At 63.1% G+C, this 16,412-nt stretch carries 20 protein-coding genes; 15 read left to right on the top strand and 5 right to left on the bottom strand.

Annotated elements, in window-relative coordinates:
- The first annotated feature begins 115 nt into the window (after positions 1–115).
- From EP837_RS09345 to yihA, 7 genes are all read left to right on the top strand, one after another.
- Entirely contained in the window at positions 116–1,468 is a 1,353-nt protein-coding gene (locus EP837_RS09345) for a M48 family metalloprotease (RefSeq protein ID WP_066529093.1), read from the top strand.
- Complete coding sequence (locus EP837_RS09340; RefSeq protein WP_066526723.1) at positions 1,465–2,235, top strand: DsbA family protein; 771 nt, start codon at positions 1,465–1,467, stop codon at positions 2,233–2,235. Before EP837_RS09345 ends, EP837_RS09340 begins: the two co-directional genes overlap by 4 nt.
- Before the next feature lie 127 nt (positions 2,236–2,362).
- On the top strand, positions 2,363–2,497 hold the full coding sequence (gene rpmH / locus EP837_RS20435) for a 50S ribosomal protein L34 (protein ID WP_007683189.1): 135 nt from the start codon (positions 2,363–2,365) through the stop codon (positions 2,495–2,497).
- A 32-nt stretch (positions 2,498–2,529) separates the two neighbouring features.
- A complete protein-coding gene (gene rnpA / locus EP837_RS09335; RefSeq protein ID WP_066529091.1) occupies positions 2,530–2,946 on the top strand; it encodes a ribonuclease P protein component in 417 nt (138 codons plus the stop codon).
- Positions 2,943–3,155, top strand: a complete 213-nt coding sequence (gene yidD, locus EP837_RS09330; protein WP_066526720.1) for a membrane protein insertion efficiency factor YidD — start codon at positions 2,943–2,945, stop codon at positions 3,153–3,155. Before rnpA ends, yidD begins: the two co-directional genes overlap by 4 nt.
- Before the next feature lie 37 nt (positions 3,156–3,192).
- Positions 3,193–4,893: a membrane protein insertase YidC gene (gene yidC / locus EP837_RS09325; protein WP_066526718.1), complete on the top strand. Its 1,701-nt coding sequence runs from the start codon at positions 3,193–3,195 to the stop codon at positions 4,891–4,893.
- A gap of 122 nt (positions 4,894–5,015) precedes the next feature.
- The gene (yihA, locus tag EP837_RS09320; protein WP_066526716.1) at positions 5,016–5,663 is read left to right on the top strand and encodes a ribosome biogenesis GTP-binding protein YihA/YsxC; all 648 of its coding nucleotides are present in this window, start codon (positions 5,016–5,018) and stop codon (positions 5,661–5,663) included.
- 70 nt (positions 5,664–5,733) lie between these two features.
- On the opposite strand, the gene EP837_RS09315 is transcribed toward yihA, so the two are convergent.
- Positions 5,734–6,279, bottom strand: coding sequence for a 2'-5' RNA ligase family protein (locus EP837_RS09315; protein WP_066526714.1), 546 nt, complete (start codon positions 6,277–6,279; stop codon positions 5,734–5,736).
- A gap of 133 nt (positions 6,280–6,412) precedes the next feature.
- Between EP837_RS09315 and EP837_RS09310 the strand changes: the two genes are divergently transcribed.
- Genes EP837_RS09310 through EP837_RS09295 form a run of 4 tightly spaced genes read left to right on the top strand, consistent with a single transcriptional unit; the run spans position 6,413 to position 9,574 of the window.
- On the top strand, positions 6,413–6,847 hold the full coding sequence (locus EP837_RS09310) for a pyridoxamine 5'-phosphate oxidase family protein (RefSeq protein ID WP_066526713.1): 435 nt from the start codon (positions 6,413–6,415) through the stop codon (positions 6,845–6,847).
- Complete coding sequence (locus EP837_RS09305) at positions 6,825–7,292, top strand: DoxX family protein (RefSeq protein WP_082919664.1); 468 nt, start codon at positions 6,825–6,827, stop codon at positions 7,290–7,292. Before EP837_RS09310 ends, EP837_RS09305 begins: the two co-directional genes overlap by 23 nt.
- A gap of 54 nt (positions 7,293–7,346) precedes the next feature.
- On the top strand, positions 7,347–9,392 hold the full coding sequence (locus EP837_RS09300; RefSeq protein WP_066526711.1) for a carbon starvation CstA family protein: 2,046 nt from the start codon (positions 7,347–7,349) through the stop codon (positions 9,390–9,392).
- On the top strand, positions 9,389–9,574 hold the full coding sequence (locus EP837_RS09295) for a YbdD/YjiX family protein (RefSeq protein ID WP_066526709.1): 186 nt from the start codon (positions 9,389–9,391) through the stop codon (positions 9,572–9,574). The genes EP837_RS09300 and EP837_RS09295 overlap by 4 nt, the downstream gene beginning before the upstream one ends.
- 9 nt (positions 9,575–9,583) lie before the next feature.
- Here the strand turns inward: EP837_RS09295 and EP837_RS09290 are convergent, their stop codons facing one another.
- A complete protein-coding gene (locus EP837_RS09290) occupies positions 9,584–10,501 on the bottom strand; it encodes an XdhC family protein (protein WP_066526707.1) in 918 nt (305 codons plus the stop codon).
- A 142-nt stretch (positions 10,502–10,643) separates the two neighbouring features.
- Positions 10,644–11,315, bottom strand: coding sequence for a S24 family peptidase (locus EP837_RS09285; protein ID WP_066526701.1), 672 nt, complete (start codon positions 11,313–11,315; stop codon positions 10,644–10,646).
- A gap of 115 nt (positions 11,316–11,430) precedes the next feature.
- Between EP837_RS09285 and EP837_RS09280 the strand changes: the two genes are divergently transcribed.
- Positions 11,431–11,616, top strand: a complete 186-nt coding sequence (locus EP837_RS09280; protein WP_066529086.1) for a hypothetical protein — start codon at positions 11,431–11,433, stop codon at positions 11,614–11,616.
- Positions 11,613–11,984 carry a hypothetical protein gene (locus EP837_RS09275; protein ID WP_066526698.1) on the top strand — a complete coding sequence of 124 codons (372 nt, stop codon included), beginning with the start codon at positions 11,613–11,615 and terminating at the stop codon, positions 11,982–11,984. The genes EP837_RS09280 and EP837_RS09275 overlap by 4 nt, the downstream gene beginning before the upstream one ends.
- A gap of 9 nt (positions 11,985–11,993) precedes the next feature.
- Here EP837_RS09275 and EP837_RS09270 read toward each other — a convergent pair whose 3' ends face one another.
- Positions 11,994–12,845 (bottom strand): hypothetical protein, encoded by an 852-nt coding sequence (locus EP837_RS09270; protein WP_066529084.1) that lies wholly within the window; start codon positions 12,843–12,845, stop codon positions 11,994–11,996.
- A 4-nt stretch (positions 12,846–12,849) separates the two neighbouring features.
- A complete protein-coding gene (locus EP837_RS09265; protein WP_066526696.1) occupies positions 12,850–14,076 on the bottom strand; it encodes a TIGR04063 family PEP-CTERM/XrtA system glycosyltransferase in 1,227 nt (408 codons plus the stop codon).
- A 200-nt stretch (positions 14,077–14,276) separates the two neighbouring features.
- Here EP837_RS09265 and EP837_RS09260 point away from each other — a divergent pair, with 200 nt between their 5' ends.
- Both EP837_RS09260 and EP837_RS09255 read left to right on the top strand, forming a co-directional pair.
- On the top strand, positions 14,277–15,644 hold the full coding sequence (locus EP837_RS09260; RefSeq protein WP_066526693.1) for a putative O-glycosylation ligase, exosortase A system-associated: 1,368 nt from the start codon (positions 14,277–14,279) through the stop codon (positions 15,642–15,644).
- Positions 15,644–16,348 (top strand): hypothetical protein, encoded by a 705-nt coding sequence (locus tag EP837_RS09255; RefSeq protein WP_066526691.1) that lies wholly within the window; start codon positions 15,644–15,646, stop codon positions 16,346–16,348. The genes EP837_RS09260 and EP837_RS09255 overlap by 1 nt, the downstream gene beginning before the upstream one ends.
- Positions 16,349–16,412: the final 64 nt, after the last annotated feature.

The following is a 16,412-nucleotide window of genomic DNA, read 5'->3' as shown; positions in this document are numbered from 1 at the left end:
CCCTGCCGGTTCTCACCGGATGGCGGCGGCGTTCTCGCTTCACGCTTCGTTCAGGGCTCCGCTGCCATCGGCATCGCGGCATGCCTGTTGCTACTCCTATCCGCGCTGGCCGTCCGTGAAGCGCCGTTGGCTTCATAGTGCCGCAATTGCGGTCGCGAGCCTATCGCTGCTGGGCAAACCTGCGGCCGCCCAGCAAATCCTCCGCGACGCTGAAACCGAAGCCTTCATGGCCGACATGTCCGCCCCGCTTGTGCATGCCGCAGGTATGGAACCGCGCAATGTCCAGGTGTTTGTTCTCAACGATCGGGAAATCAACGCCTTCGTTGCGGGGGGCCAATATGTGTGGCTGCATAGCGGCCTGATCGCCACCGCCGACAATGTGAACCAGTTGCAGGGCGTGGTCGCGCATGAACTCGGCCATATTGAGGGAGGCCATGTCATCCGCTCGGCCGAGGGGATGAAGGAAGCGACCGGCATCACCCTGCTTAGCCTGGTGTTGGGCGCGGCCGCAATCGCCGCGGGTGGCGCGGAAGCCGGCATGGGCATATTGGGCATGGGCCAGCAGGCCGCGATGGGCAAATTTCTCGCCTTCTCCCGCGCGCAGGAAAGCTCGGCGGACCTTGCGGGCGCCCGCTATCTCAGCAAGGCCGGCCTGTCAGGCAAAGGCAGCCTCGACTTCTTCAAGAAGCTGCAAAATCAGGAATATCGCCTCGCCATCCCGCAGGATGACAGCTACGGCCGCACCCACCCGCTCTCGGGCGAGCGCATCAACGTCCTGCGCGAAGTCTATACGGTCGATCCGTCCTGGAACAAGCCGATGGACCCCAAGCTGGAGGCGCGGTTCGAACGCATCAAGGCGAAGCTCGTCGGCTTCGTGTCCGAACCCAATCAGACTCTGATTAAATATCCGGAAAGCGACCAGTCGATCCCGGCTCATTATGCGCGGGCCTATGCTTGGCACAAAAGCGCTTACCCGGACAAGGCGATGAGCGAGGTGGACGCTCTGCTGACGGCTCAACCGCATGACCCGTATTTCCTAGAACTCAAGGGCCAGGTGCTGCTGGAAAGCGGCCGTCCAGCCGACGCCATCCCGCCGCTGCGTGAGGCCGTGCAGCTTACCCGCCAGCCGCTGATCGCGACGATGCTGGGGCATGCGCTGATCGCGACTGAGGATGACAAGAATTTCGCCGAGGCCGAACAGGTGCTTCGCAATGCCGTAGCCCGCGATCGGGAAAATCCCTTCGCCTGGTATCAGCTGGGCGTCGTGTACGAGCGGCGCGGCGACACGCCCCGCGCGGCACTGGCGACGGCCGAACGCTATGCGCTGATGGGCGATGACCAGATGGCATTGCGCAGCGCCGACGCCGCCATGCAGGGGTTGAAGGCGGGAACGGTTGACTATCTGCGGGCGCAGGATATCGCCATGGTTTCACGCGCGGCCGTCGAACAGAAGCGGAAGAAAAGATGACCGAACCCTCTCGGCCCGGCTTTCGCGCGGCCCTCTCCAATAGGACGATTCAAATGACGCTGGGCGCTTTCGCCTTCATCGCCGCCACCGCGACCGGCGCGGCCCTTGGCATGCAAAGCACGGGCAGTGTCGCTGTGGGTGACAAGGCAGCGATCGAAAAAATCGTGCGCGACTATATCTTGGAGCATCCCGAGATCATTCCCGAAGCGGTCGAAAGGCTGCAGGCGAAACGGGTTTCCGACAGCATCGGTGAGAGCCGCAAGGCAATCGAAACACCCTATGCGGGCGCCTGGGAAGGCGCGGCGAATGGGGATGTGACCTTGGTCGAATTTTTCGACTATGCCTGCGGCTATTGCCGAGCCTCGCTGCCTGATCTTGCGAAGCTGGTGGGTGAGGACAAGGGGCTGAAGGTCGTATATCGCGAGTTGCCCATCCTGTCCGACCAAAGCGCCGACGCGGCCAAGGTCTCTTTGCTTGCGGCCGATAAGGGCCAATATATGCCCTATCATCGCGCGCTCTATGCCGGTGGCAAGGTCACGCGCGAAACCATCTTGGCCGCTGCCGCAAAGGTCGGGATCGATCGCCAGGCGGCTGAGGCCGCGATGGCCAGCAGCAAATATGATGCGGAAATCCAGTCCAATATCGCGTTGGCGCAAAAATTGCGCGCGACAGGTACTCCGACCTTCGTCGTCGGCGACCAGGTATTGAACGGCGCGGTGGGCTATGATGCGCTGAAGCAGGCAGTTGCGGCGGTCCGAGCGAAGTAGGTCAATCCCGTCCTCCGCCATTGACTCGTCCCCGCCTTTTGCCTATCGGACGCCCCCTGACATGCGGCCGCCCCACGGCGGCCCTTTTTTGTCACGCCCGATTTTGTTTTGCTTTGAGGAATGAACGATGAAGCGCACCTATCAGCCGAGCAATCTGGTTCGGAAGCGCCGTCACGGTTTCCGCGCCCGCATGGCGACCCCCGGCGGCCGCAACGTGCTGCGCGCCCGTCGCGCCCGCGGCCGCAAGAGCCTGAGCGCCTGAACGACGCGCCGCCGAACAGCGCGCCTGCCATCATGGTCCGGCGCGCCGATTTCCTGGCGGCGAATCGCGGGCGGCGTGCGCCGATGCCGGGCTTTGTCCTGCTGGTGCGCGAACGCGCCGATGGCGACGCGGCGATGCGCTACGGCATCACCGTTACGAAGAAGATTGGCGGCGCTGTCATCCGCAACCGGATGAAGCGCCGTTTTCGCGTTCTGGCGCGGGAGCTGCTGCCGGTCCATGGCGTACCAGGCGCGGACCATGTGCTGATCGGCCGTTCGGACGGCATAGAACGAGACTTCAGCCTGCTGCGCGCCGAACTGGAAAAGGCGCTGCGCAAGGTGATGACGCGGCCAGCGGGCGAATCGCGCGGCCGCTCCCCCCGCTCCCCGGAACGTAAAAGGCACATTTCGGCCGCTTCTGGGCCTGGACAGGAGGAAGCGGAGCAATGATCGCCCGCCTGCTCATCCTCATCGCCCGCTTCTGGCAGCTTGGCCCGTCGCGCATATTGCCGCCGTCTTGCCGCTATGCACCGTCCTGCTCGCAATATGCGATCGAGGCTATCCGCAAATATGGTGCGGTGAAGGGTAGCTGGCTCGCCACGAAGCGGCTAATGCGATGCCACCCTTGGGGAGGGTCGGGCTACGACCCGGTCCCCTGACAAAGATTTTCACTAAAAGACGGCGGAGCCGACAAGCGTGGACGACAAGAAGAATATTATTCTGGCGGTGCTGCTGACCGCGGCGATCCTGTTCGGCTGGCCTTACATCGCCAAGCATTTCTTCCCCGCCGCCAATCCGCCGGCGACGAAGATCGAAGGCGGCAAGACCACACCCGTCTCGCAGGGGGCCAGCCCCGTGGCCGGCACTCCCTCCGCGATTCGCGACCGCGCGTTGGTGCTAAAGGAAAGTCCGCGCCTACCAATCCGCACGCCCAAGCTGACCGGCTCCATCAACCTGAAGGGCGCGCGGATCGACGACATCGTGCTGCCCACCTATGGAGAGACGATCGCGAAGGATTCGCCCTTCGTGCGCCTCTACAGCCCATCGGGCACCAAGGACGCCTTCTTCGCCGGCTTCGGCTGGCAGGGTGAAGGATTGAAGGCACCGGACGCCAATAGCGTCTGGGCCGCCGAGGGCAAGGAACTCACGCCGACAAGCCCGGTGACCCTGCGCTGGAACAATGGCACGGGCCAAACTTTCGAGATCCGCCTTTCGGTGGACGAAAATTACATGATCACTGCGCAACAGAAGGTGTCGAACAGCGGCGCGGGTACGGTGGGCGTGAAGCCCTTTGGCTATATCAGCCGTTCCGGCATCCCGCATGATCCCGATACCTGGACCATCCATATCGGCCCGATGGGCGTGTTCAACGGCGCGGCCAATTATGATGTGAACTACAAGGATCTCGCCAAGGGTCCTTCGACCCAAAGCTTCCAATCCACCGGCGGCTGGCTCGGCTTCACTGACAAATATTGGCTGTCGGCTCTCGTGCCTGATCAGAAGGCCGCCTTCGAAGGCCAATTCCGCAAGGGTGCGGGCACCCAATATCAGGCGGATTACAGCCTTGCCCCCACCATGCTTGCGCCGGGCAAGGCCATCACGCAGACCGTCCGCCTGTTTGTCGGCGCGAAGGAAGTAAAGACGCTCGAAGCCTATCAGGACGCGGGCATTCCGCTGTTCGACCGGGCGATCGACTGGGGCTGGTTCTACTGGTTCGAAAAGCCGATCTTCGCGCTGCTCCACTGGCTATTCGAACATATCGGCAATTTCGGCGTCGCCATCATCTGCCTGACCTTCGTCGTCCGCGCGCTGATGTTCCCGGTCGCGCAGCGTCAGTTCGCCAGCATGGCGGCGATGCGCGCGGTGCAGCCCAAGATGAAGGCGCTGCAGGAGAAGTATAAGGATGACAAGCCCAAGCTTCAGCAGGAGATGATGGAACTTTACAAGCGCGAGAAGGTCAATCCCCTCGCCGGCTGCCTCCCGATCTTCATCCAAATCCCGATCTTCTTCGCGCTCTACAAGGTGCTGCAGCTGACGATCGAAATGCGTCACCAGCCCTTCGTGCTGTGGATCAAGGATTTGTCCGCGCCCGATCCGCTGCACATTTTGAACCTGTTCGGCCTGCTGCCCTTCACGCCGCCCTCCTTCCTTGCGATCGGTGTGCTGGCGCTGCTGCTGGGCATCAGCATGTATTTCCAGTTCAAGCTGAACCCCGCGCAGATGGACCCCATGCAACAGCAGGTGTTCGCGATCATGCCCTGGATGATGATGTTCATCATGGCGCCCTTCGCGGCGGGCCTGCTGGTGTACTGGATCACCAACAACTGCCTGTCGATGCTCCAGCAGTGGTGGCTGTACAAACGCCATCCCGTTCTGAATGCGGCAGAGGCGAAATAGCATCGTTCAACGCCCGTTCGGTCGAGCCTCTCGATTGCCTGCTTGCAGCAGACGTTCAAGAAAGGCGCGACCAGAACGGTGCGTCTATAATTCTCGATAAGCTTGAACCGAACGGACCTAGTGTGGACGAACAGCAGCAGGCCGACCTGATCGAGGAAGCGCGCAAGGTCTTTGCCGGACCGATCGCCTTCCTGAAGTCCGCGCCGGACCTCAAATTCCTGCCCGACATGTCGGTCAACGAAGTCGCCTTCGCGGGCCGATCCAACGTCGGCAAGTCCTCGCTCCTCAACGCTCTCACCGGCCGCAACGGCCTCGCGCGCACATCCAACACGCCGGGGCGGACGCAGGAATTGAACTTCTTCAATGTGGGAGATCCGCTGCGCTTCCGCCTCGTCGATATGCCGGGATATGGCTATGCCAAGGCGCCCAAGGACATGGTCCGGAAGTGGCGCTTCCTGGTGAACGATTATCTGCGCGGCCGCGCGAAGCTGAAGCGAACGCTGGTGCTGATCGACAGCCGCCACGGCATCAAAGATGTCGATAAGGATATTTTCGACATGCTCGACGCGGCCGCAGTGAGTTACCGGGTCGTCTTGACCAAGGCGGACAAGGTGAAGGCCAGCCATCTGGCCGAGGTCATTGCGGCGGTGGGCGAAGCCATCCGCAAGCGTCCCGCCGCTCATCCCGACATTATCCCGACGTCCAGCGAGAAAGGCATGGGCATCCCCGAATTGCGGGCTGCGGTGCTGGAGAGCGTAACTCAAGGGTGAGTTGAGGTCCTTGGCCGTCGGCCCCCTTGAACGGCTCGCGGAGGCAACGGGCGCTGGCTGTGCTAACGCCCTAAAACAGCGAATATTGCCCGTCTCCTGTGAGCGGCCATGTTCCCAAAGTCTCATGCCGCGTTTGGCCGACATGGCTGCACAGCAACGCGAATTGCTCCACCCGCCAGTGAAAGCCTTCGATCCTTCTCTGCTCAGGCGGCCCGTTACGATAGAATAGTGTCTGACGCGGACTGAAGCTCCAGCCGGGGCGCAGCATCACCCCTGCCCCGCGCATCGCGTCGATGATCGACCGCTGCAACGCGTTAAGCAGTGGCAGGGAGGATGACGGCCGCAATGCAGCCGACCGATTGCTGAAGCTCAAACGATCAAGCGGCAGATCGAAAGGTTCCGCCATGATGGTCGTTCCCGCGCGCAGCAGTGCCTTGATCACTGCATAGGGATAATCATCATAATCGGCTGTAATGGCCAAGGTCATATGCTGATGCTCCGGCAAAATCCGGCGCGCCCCATTGGCCAGACTTTCTGCCAGATAGTCGATCTGCCGTGCAATCACCGGCGAAGTCTGGAGCGCAAAGAACGGCCGGTACAAGGCTTTGGTGCGCATCGTGGCGCATCGCTGATCCTTTTGATTCGTGATATGTTCGCTATATGTTCTTATTCTTCGCATTGCGAGTCCTCACCGGAGCCCTTTGCCGGTCCGGGCGTTGGGGTTTTGAAAATTGAAAGGAGTAGCACCGATGGTTCAGCGGACGCTGGCGCAACTTGCGAAAGCGATGAAGGATATCGACTTCGCGATGCTCTCCACTCATGCAGGTGACGGCCGTATCGGCGCCCGCCCCATGAGCAACAATCGTGACGTCGAATATGATGGCGATAGCTATTATTTCACGACGGATGACACGGTGATGGTCCGAGACATCGAGCAAAACCCCAATGTCGGCCTCTCCTTTCAGGGCAGCGCCGGATTGTTGAACCAGCGGCCCCTGTTTGTCGCCATCGAAGGTCGCGCTGATCTGATCCGTGACAAGACGGAATTTGAGGCGCATTGGAATAGCGATCTGGAGCGCTGGTTCGAACAGGGCGTGGATACCCCTGGTCTTGTGATGATCAAGGTTCGCGCTGAACGCGCCCATTATTGGGATGGCGAAGATGAAGGGGAAGTCGGCCTCTAAGCTTTCAGAGGCCAACCGACGGGACCGCATTCGCATAGCGGCGCTGTGGCTTCTGTCAGCGTTTTATCTGGTTGCGGGCATCGCGCATCTCACTCGGCCGAGCGGCTTCGTCGCGATCACGCCCCCCTGGGTGCCCTGGCCTGCTCAGGTTGTCGCCCTCACTGGGCTGGCGGAGATAGCGGGGGCGATCGGATTGCACATTCCACGCCTCCGCCGGGCAGCTGGCGTCGGGCTTGCCCTTTATGCCCTATGTGTCTGGCCAGCCAATCTCAACCACGCCATCAACGACATCCCGCTGGGCGAGGCGCATCTTGGCTGGTGGTATCATGGGCCACGCCTGTTGTTGCAGCCGGTCATCATCTGGTGGGCGCTCTGGGCCAGCGGCGTCATCGACTGGCCGTTCAGGCGAAAGGGCGTGGCCCGGAAGATGGGTGATTGTCTTTGAAGGACGCGGCCTTACTGTGACCGCCGACCTTTCAGAGCAAAGCCAGAGAGAGTGATGACCCGGCATATCCCATGGATCCCGATCGCCATTATCGGCGCAGCCGCCCTGTCCGTCGTCGCAGTGTCGCGCGGCGAGGCGGTCAATGCTCTCTGGATCGTCATAGCCGCAGTCAGCAGCTTTCTCGTCGCCTACCGCTACTATGCGCTCTACATCGCCCGCGCCGTGATGCGGCTCGATCCGTCGCGGCCCACCCCTGCTATCAGGCGGGCCGACGGCCTGGACTATGTCGCGACAGATCGCGTTGTGCTGTTCGGCCATCATTTCGCAGCCATCGCGGGGGCGGGACCGCTCGTTGGCCCGGTCCTCGCCGCGCAGATGGGCTATCTGCCCGGCACGATCTGGATCATCGCAGGGGTCGTGCTGGCCGGTGCGGTGCAGGACTTCATGATCCTCTTCATCTCCATGCGCCGCGACGGCAAGTCGCTAGGCGAGCTGATCCGCATGGAGATGGGCCAGGTTGCAGGCACCATAGCGCTGTTCGGCGCCTTCATGATCATGGTCATTATCCTTGCCGTTCTGGCGCTGATCGTGGTGAAGGCGCTCGCCGAAAGCCCGTGGGGCATGTTTACGGTGGCGGCGACCGTGCCGCTCGCCATGCTGATGGGCGCCTATACGCGCTGGATCAGGCCGGGTCGGATCGGAGAAGTGTCTCTGCTGGGTCTGGTCGGGCTGCTGGCGGCAATCGTTTATGGGCAGAGCGTGGCGCTCTCGCCCGTCTGGGGTCCCATCTTCACCTTCACGCCGGTGCAGTTGTGCTGGATACTCATCGGCTACGGCGCAGTCGCTTCGGTGCTGCCGGTCTGGCTGCTGCTGGCTCCGCGCGATTATCTGTCCACCTTCCTCAAGATCGGCGCGATCGCCGCACTCGCCATCGGTATCGTCATCATGGCCCCGCCGCTCAAGATGCATGCGGTCACGCAGTTCGTGAACGGCAATGGCCCGGTCTGGTCGGGCGGGCTCTTCCCCTTCCTGTTCATCACCATCGCCTGTGGCGCTGTGTCTGGTTTCCACGCGCTGATCGCCAGCGGCACCACGCCCAAGCTGATCGCCAGCGAAGCCGACGCGCCGATCATCGGCTATGGCGCGATGCTGATGGAGGCGTTCGTCGCCATCATGGCCCTGGTAGGGGCGTCCATCCTGGACCCCGGCGTCTATTTCACGATGAACAGCCCGGCAGCGGTGATCGGCACCGATGCCTCAAGCGCGGCGGCGGCCGTAACCGCCATGGGCTTCCCCATCACGCCCGAACTGATCGCCCAGACAGCGAAGGACGTCGGCGAACATACAATCATCTCGCGAGCGGGCGGCGCGCCGACGCTTGCGGTGGCCATGGCGGAAATCTTTTCTCATGTCGTAGGTGGCCCGGCGATGAAGGCCTTCTGGTATCATTTCGCGATCCTGTTCGAAGCGCTGTTCATCCTGACTGCCGTGGACGCGGGCACACGCGCGGGCCGTTTCATGCTGCAGGACTTGATCGCGCTGGCCGTGCCCAGCTTCAAGGAGACGAAGAGCATCGGCCCCAGCCTGGTTGCGACTGGGCTTACCGTCGCGGCATGGGGCTTCTTCCTCTATCAGGGTGTCACCGATCCGCTGGGCGGCGTGAACACGCTGTGGCCGGTGTTCGGCATTTCCAACCAGATGCTCGCCGCCATCGCGCTCATGCTGGCCACGGCGGTGTTGTTCCGCATGAAGCAGGACCGTTATGCCTGGGTGACGATGATCCCGACGACATGGCTGCTGGTCTGCACCCTGTCGGCGGGCCTCTTAAAGCTCGTGTCCAGCGATGTGAAAGTCGGCTTCCTTGCCCATGCCGCCAAGTTCAGCGCGGCAGCGGAGGAAGGCACGGTCCTCGCCCCGGCCAAGTCGATGGCGGAAATGCGGCAGATCATCTTCAACGACCGGGTGGACGCGGGGTTAGTCGCGATCTTCCTAGCGGTCGTCCTCTCGCTGCTCTTCTTCACGATCCGCACCTGCCTCGCCGCGCGGCGGACGAACGGACCGACGGCACGCGAGATTCCGGCGCTGGTGCCCGCGGAATGAGCGGGCTGCTGGACAGGATTCGGCGAACAGCGCGGATGATGGTCGGCGTGCCGGACTATGACAGCTACGCCCGGCACATGCTGACGCATCATCCGGACCAGCCCGTAATGACGCACGCGCAATTTTTCCGTGAGCGGCAGGAAGCGCGCTACGGCGGCAAAAATGGGGGCAAGTGCTGCTAAGCGCGCCGGTCAGGCCCGCGCATTGAACCCTGCAATCATCCCGGCCGCAATGGACAGCGCGATCTCCGCTGCGCCCACCGCTCCGATGTTGAGGCCCGCCGGACCGTCGATCCGCGCCAACTCCTCTGCTGAAAAGCCCATGGCCGTCAGCCGCTCCAGCCGTGCCGCATGGCTCTTGCGCGATCCCAGCGCCGCGACATAGCCGGTGGGCGCCCGCAACGCTGCGGCCAGTGCCGGATCATCGATCTTGATGTCGTGGCTAAGCGTCACCACCGCCGTCGCCTCCCCCGGCTGACGCGCGGCAATCGCCTCGTCGGGCCAGCGATCATCCAGTTCGACGCCGGGAAAGCGCTCGTTTGTCAGGAACCGCCCGCGCGGATCGATCACCACCGGCGTCACGCCGATCGCCGTTGCAAGGGCGCTCAGGGCCTGAGCAATCTGGACAGCCCCCACGATCAGCAGCCGGCGCGGCGGATCGTAGCGGTTCTGGAACTGGCCTTCGATGGCGCCTTCCCGGCTCAGCCCCGTGTCGAGGTCAGTAGAAAGAAGGAGCGCGCGCCCTTGCTCCCGCGCCTGTGCAACCCGGTCGAACAGTGCAGGCGCAAAGCCGCCCTCGCCCACCGGCTGCACCAGCACGCTGATCTGGCCGCCGCAGGGCAGTCCCACCGCCCAAGCGTCGTCGTCGGCAACGCCATAGCGTTCGACATGCGCCGGGCGGCCTGCAATTACCTCCTCCGCACGCTGCAATACATCGGCCTCGACGCAGCCGCCCGAGATGCTGCCTTCGAAACGGCCATCCTGGTGCACGATCATATGGCTGCCGCGCGGCCGGGGCGCCGATCCCCAGGTCGATACCACTGTCGCCAGCGCCATGGGCGCGCCGCGCCACTCGATCGCCTTGCGGATCACCGCGTCATTGTCGTTCAAGCCGGATCTCCTTGCCGGTCAGCAGATAGGAAGCCGCAACCGCGACGCCAAGCGAGGGCTGATCGACATTCAATTCAGGTGGAGCCGAAAAGCGTGATCCCCGGCGCTTTGCAGGCCCGCATGGCTGGATGTCGATCAGCCCTTAGACGAGCCGCCGTCCGGTCCATACCACCCTGCCGACGATCGCTACCAGCGCCGGCTCTATATCCACCCAGCCGGGATAATGACGATTATCGCTGAGTACGCTGAACAGCCCGCGCCGGGGGCCCATCGCGATGCGCTTTACCATCAGCACACCGTCCAGCCGCAGCACATAGACCCCGTCGCGGAGCCGCGTCGCGTCATCATCATGATCGACCATGATCTCATCGCCGTCATTCAGTGTCGGCGCCATCGATTCGCCATCAACGCGGATGATGGAGACGCGCTGCGGGCGAACGCCCAGATGCCGCAGCCAATTGGCGTCGAACGCCAGCACGCCCGCCGCCCGCTCATCCTCATCGAGTGAACCCGCCCCTGCCGAGGCGCCGAGCGACAATCGCGGCACCGGCACCACGGCGGGCAGCGGCCGCGATTTCCTTTCAATCGGCACCTGCCCTCGCGGCCCGCCAAGCATTTCTTCAGCCACGCCGAAATAACGCGCCAACACGCGTCTGTCCTCTTCGTCCAGCTTACGCGGCGTGCCGCGCTTTATGAACTGCTGAACATAGGCCGGATTGCGCTTTAGCAGCCGAGACAGATCGGCATAATTCTCCCCCCGTTCGGCAATCAGCCGTTCCAGCACCACGCGCGGATCTTCTCCATTACCGACCATGATTCATCCATAATGATAGGATTTTTCCTAGACAAGTAGGAAATAGGATAACAGATAGGAAGAAGCTCAGGGATTCGCAGCGGGCGAGTCCTTTGGAAGAGGGAGAATGGAAAATATGCTGCTTCGCGCCGTCGAGAAATTTCTGCGGGACAACGGCATCCCCGCGACACGCTTCGGACGAGAAAGCGTGCGCGATCCTCGTCTGGTGTTCGACCTGCGCCAAGGTCGCGAGCCAGGGGAACGGATCAAGAGACGAATAGAACATTTCATGAACACATATCGCAGGAGCGTCGGCCAATGACAAGCATCGATCATATCCGCCAGCCCCGAAATCTGATCGGAAATCAAGGAAGCCGCTTGCGAGGCAAGGATCCCCTGCCCCGGCTTCTGGTCCAACTGCTGGAACGCGCCGGGGAACCCGCGATTGTCGAACGCGCCGCCAGTCGTCCGTGGGCGAGCGCATTGTTTCAGGGAAGGCGGCATGTCATCGCCCTGCGTCTTTCCGGGCCAGACGCGCAAGAAAGGCGAGCGGTATTCGCGGCAGGTCTGGAGGAAGCGGAATGGTCGCTCCCCCGGCACTTCGTCGCCGACATCACGATAGACGGCGGCCACTCCGCCCCACAAGAAGAAGTGATCGAGCTTTCGGCCCTGACCATCGAAGATTGGTAATAAAGGTCCTTAGCGCGTGCGGTCTGCCATTGCCCGCAAGGTGCCCAGCGCGGCACGCAGCGCCTGGTCCACATCGTCCTCGAGCCGATCGCGGACCGGAACGGGCTGCTCCACCGGCATGTCGGCAATCACGCTGGCTGCCGCTCTCGTGCCACGTACGCGCTCGGCAAGGCCCCGTTCGAAACGGGCGGTCAGTTCGCTAAGCGACGGCGCTTGGCCGCCAGGTGAGGACTGTCCGCCCCGTTCTGCGCTGGCTGCGTGCACGGCCGCGCTCATTTCTTCGAATTCCGCCCCAATCAGTTCGGGAGCGGCCTCGGCCTCTTCAGCCAGCGGCTTGAAAGACAGCGTCATCGGCTGCTGCTCTGGCCCGGCCTGCTCTGGCCGCTCGACGGGCGCAGGTGCAATGCGGGGGAATATTTCCAACCCGCCAAAATCGCGACTGGCGAAGATCGGCGTGCGTATGGGCGCGTCGGGGTGCGCATCGGCGCGGCGCGCCAATGGACGCGACACCCGGGACGAACCCGCCGCGCGGCTGCGGGACAGCCAGTTCAGCTTCGGCAATGCAAAACCCATTCTACTCACTCCCGGGACACCGCGACGGCGTCCATTCTCTTTCCCAGGCGCTGGCGCGGCGTTGAAGCACAGGCAGCCCATTCCCATCAGCGCGCCAAAGCCGGCGAGCAGCAGTCGCGCCTTCATCCCCAGTGGCGGCGCGGCAGCAGGCCAGGCTTCGCTGAGCCCGCTCGACGCCACGACCGTTTCGACCACGCCCGCCGGCATCGCCAACAGGATCAACGCCACGGCGAGACCGCCCAGCACAGCCGGGGTGATCGTCCCATGTCGCCGAATCGCGGTCGCCATCGACTCAGGCGGCGGCGCGCACGCGCTGCGAACGCTGCAACAGCCGCTCATAAACAGGCTCGTACCGCAGAATATTTGACGACCAGTTACGCTCACGCTCGACAAAGGCCCGCGCGACCCCGCGCCGATCGTCCCAGAAGCCCCTATCGGCGAACATGCCCGCCAGCGCCGTCGCCATCGCCGCCGGATCGCCCGGCGCAAACAAGGTGCCGGTGACGCCATCCTCGATCAATTCGCGATGCCCCCCGACGCTCGACGCAGCGACCAGCCGCCCCTGTGCCATCGCCTCCAGCGGCTTCAATGGCGTCACCAGATCGGTAAGGCGCATCAGCTTACGCGGATAAGCGAGGACATCGACCTGCGCGTAATAATTCTCGACCTGATCGTGCGGCACCCGGCCAACGAAAAGAATATGGTCGGCAAAGGGCGAAGCCGTCGCCTGATCGCGCAACGCCTGTTCGCAAGGACCGCCACCGACCAGCAACAGCTTGACCTTCGGGCGCGCACGCACGAGTCGCGGCATGGCTGCGATGAGATCGTCCAGCCCCTCATAATCATAAAAGCTGCCGATGAAGCCGACCACATCGGCACCCTCTAGCCCCAGCTTTTGCGTAAGTGCCGGATCACGCGGCACGGGAGTTCCGAACTGCTCCATATCCACCCCATTGGGCGACACGATGATCTTGGCCGCATCGATGCCGCGAGAGACGAGATCCTGCCTCAGCCCTTCGCATATCACCGCGACCGCATCGGCCGCTCGCACCGCATGAGTTTCCAGCTGCCGGGTGAGCCAGTAACGCGGGCTACCTTCTATACCCGTGCCGTTGCCGACCGCCGCATCTTCCCAAAAGGCGCGGATTTCATAGACCAGGGGAATGTCGTGCCGCTTCGCCGCACGCTGGGCCGCCATGGCGTTCAAGACCGGTGAATGGGCATGGATCACATCGGGCCGCCAGTGCGCGATAAGCGCATCGATCGCGTCGGCATGGGCGGAAATATCCCGCCATTCGCGCAGCAGCGGATTGCCCGTCGCCGCATTGCCCGGCGTGCGATGGAAATGAAGGCCGTCGATCGTCTCCTCGGCAGGGCCCGCCGTGCCATGACGATGGCCTGTAATGCCCCGCACCTCCCAGCCCCGCGCCATCTGCGCCCGCAGGATCGCGCGAGTGCGGAACGTGTAGCCGCTGTGCATCGGCAGGCTGTGATCGAGCACATGAAGTATCCGAGTCATGTGCAAACTTGTGCCGGAAAAGGTTTAACGGCCCGTCAACTCTGCCGCGCTAGGAAAAGGCCGTGGCCACGGACGAATCCCTCACGCGATGATTGACGCCTTCTCCCTGCTGATCAGCCATGGCGTGATCATCCTGGCGGCATGGCGGCTGCTGTCGCGCCCCGACCTGGATGACGAATCGCAGTTGGAGCGCACGCCGGATGCGTGACCTCTTCTTCCTCGCCTTCCTCGGCGCTTTCTTCCTGCTCGGCTTGCGGCGGCCTTTCCTGCTGATCGCTGTCTATGCCTATATCGACATCGTCTCGCCGCAACGGCTTTCCTATTTCCTGCTGAACCGCATCCCCATTTCCGCGATCGCCTTCGCGCTGGCCGTGGGGGCATGGCTGTTGGTGGACAAGAAATCCGACTGCCGCTTTTCCATGCGCCAGTTGCTGCTTTTGATCCTGCTAGCCTGGTGCGGTTTTACGACCGCGACCGCCGATTTCCCGCTCAACGCCCACACCAAATGGGAATGGGTTTGGAAAGCGATGATCTTCGCGATCTTCCTGCCCCTCACCCTGCGCACCAGGCTGCGGCTGGAGGCGTTGACCCTCTTCATGGTGCTGTGCGCCAGTACGATCATCATCAACGGCGGCATGAAGACGGCGCTGTCGGGTGGCGGCTATGGCGTGCTCAACCTGATGGTCGATAATAATAGCGGCCTTTATGAAGGCAGCATCATCAGCTGCGTCGCCATTTCGCTGATCCCGCTGATCCTCTGGCTGGCGAAGCATGGCACCATCTTCCCGCCGGACTGGCGCGTGCGCGGCTTCGCCTATGCGCTATGTCTCGCCTGCCTGCTGATGCCCATCGGCACCGAAGCGCGCACCGGCCTTGTCTGCATCGCGATCCTCGCTGGGCTGATGCTGATGCGGTCGAAGCGGCGCTTCGTCTATGGGCCCTTGATGGCGCTCGCCGCACTCGCCGCCATCCCTTTCCTGCCCGCCAGCTTCACGCAGCGCATGTCCACGATCGAGAATCATCAGGGCGACGAAAGCGCCTCAACGCGCCTCGCCGTGTGGAAATGGACGCTCGACTATGTGAAGGAGCACCCCGGCGGCGGCGGGTTCGACAATTATCTGCAGAACAGCTTCACCTATCACATGCAGGAGCGGGTGACCGACAGCGGCGGGTCGCGCGTCGAGCGGCGGCTCGTCACCGACAAGGGCCGCGCCTATCACAGCGCCTATTTCGAAATGCTTGGCGAACAGGGCTATTTCGGTTTCGCCGTCTGGCTGCTGATCCACCTCATCTGCTTCATCCGCACCGAATCGATCCGCCGCCTCTACCGTAACAGCGACGCTCCAGGCGAAGCATGGATCGCGCCCTTCGCGCTGGCGCTCCAACAGGGGCATGTCATATATATGGTCGGATCGCTGTTCGTCGGGATCGCTTACCAGCCCTTCATCTTCATGATGCTATCGCTGCAGATCGGCCTCGACACCTATCTCGCGCGCAAGCGCGGGGCAGCGGCGCGGGGGCGGCTTGTTCCACTGCAACCATTACGGCCCATCAGGGGAGGAATGTGATGAGCGGAGAACTCCGCATTTTGGGCGTGGCCCATGGCCTGTTGCTCGGGCTCGTGCTGGCGTCGCCGATGATCGGCCCGGACCTGCTGCCCTGGGGCGTGGAAGCGCTGTTCATCATCGCCGCCTTTCAGCTCCGTCTGGCCGATCGCCGATGGGAATCCCGCGCCGGCCTGCGCGGCTGGGCAAGCCACATCCGCATGGCGCCCGGCCGCCTCGTGCCCTGGGCGGGCACAGCCGTCGTCGCCGTGATCGCAGGACCGCAGCAAGCCGCATTGGCAGGATCGATTCTGGCCGCAATATTGATGGGGGAACTGCTCATCTATCCCGTCGGGGCCTATCTGCTCGGCCGACTTCCGCGCCGCGGCCTGGCCGCCCTCATCCTGCTCCTGCTGATCGGCTGCAGCCTCGCTGGACAGGGCCAGCCGGCCCGTCTCGCCATGGCTTTCGCCCTGGGCATGAGCGGCTGCGTCTTCTGGATGCGCGGGCCTGATGGCGAAGCACGATCGACCATGTTGACCGCCAGCGCCGCCGGGGTGGCGCTGCTGTGCGCCTTGATCCTGCCCGCGACCACAGCCTTCGCAATGCCCGCGGGCGTCTTGGCGGCCACGCTCACTCTCGCGCATCTGTCGGTGATCCGCCGCCATCCCGATCATTGGCGTCTTCGCGGCGCCGGAGGCTTCCGCTGGCGGCTCACCGGATCTTGACCCCCCGGGTCTAAAGCTGCGGAACGAAGCAAAGTAAGGCGGGTTAGAGGCTCTTGAGAAGGAG

Source organism: Sphingobium sp. EP60837, from assembly GCF_001658005.1.
In the GTDB taxonomy this organism is placed as follows: Bacteria; Pseudomonadota; Alphaproteobacteria; order Sphingomonadales; family Sphingomonadaceae; genus Sphingobium; species Sphingobium tyrosinilyticum.
This window is presented reverse-complemented; position numbering and strand designations above follow the sequence as displayed.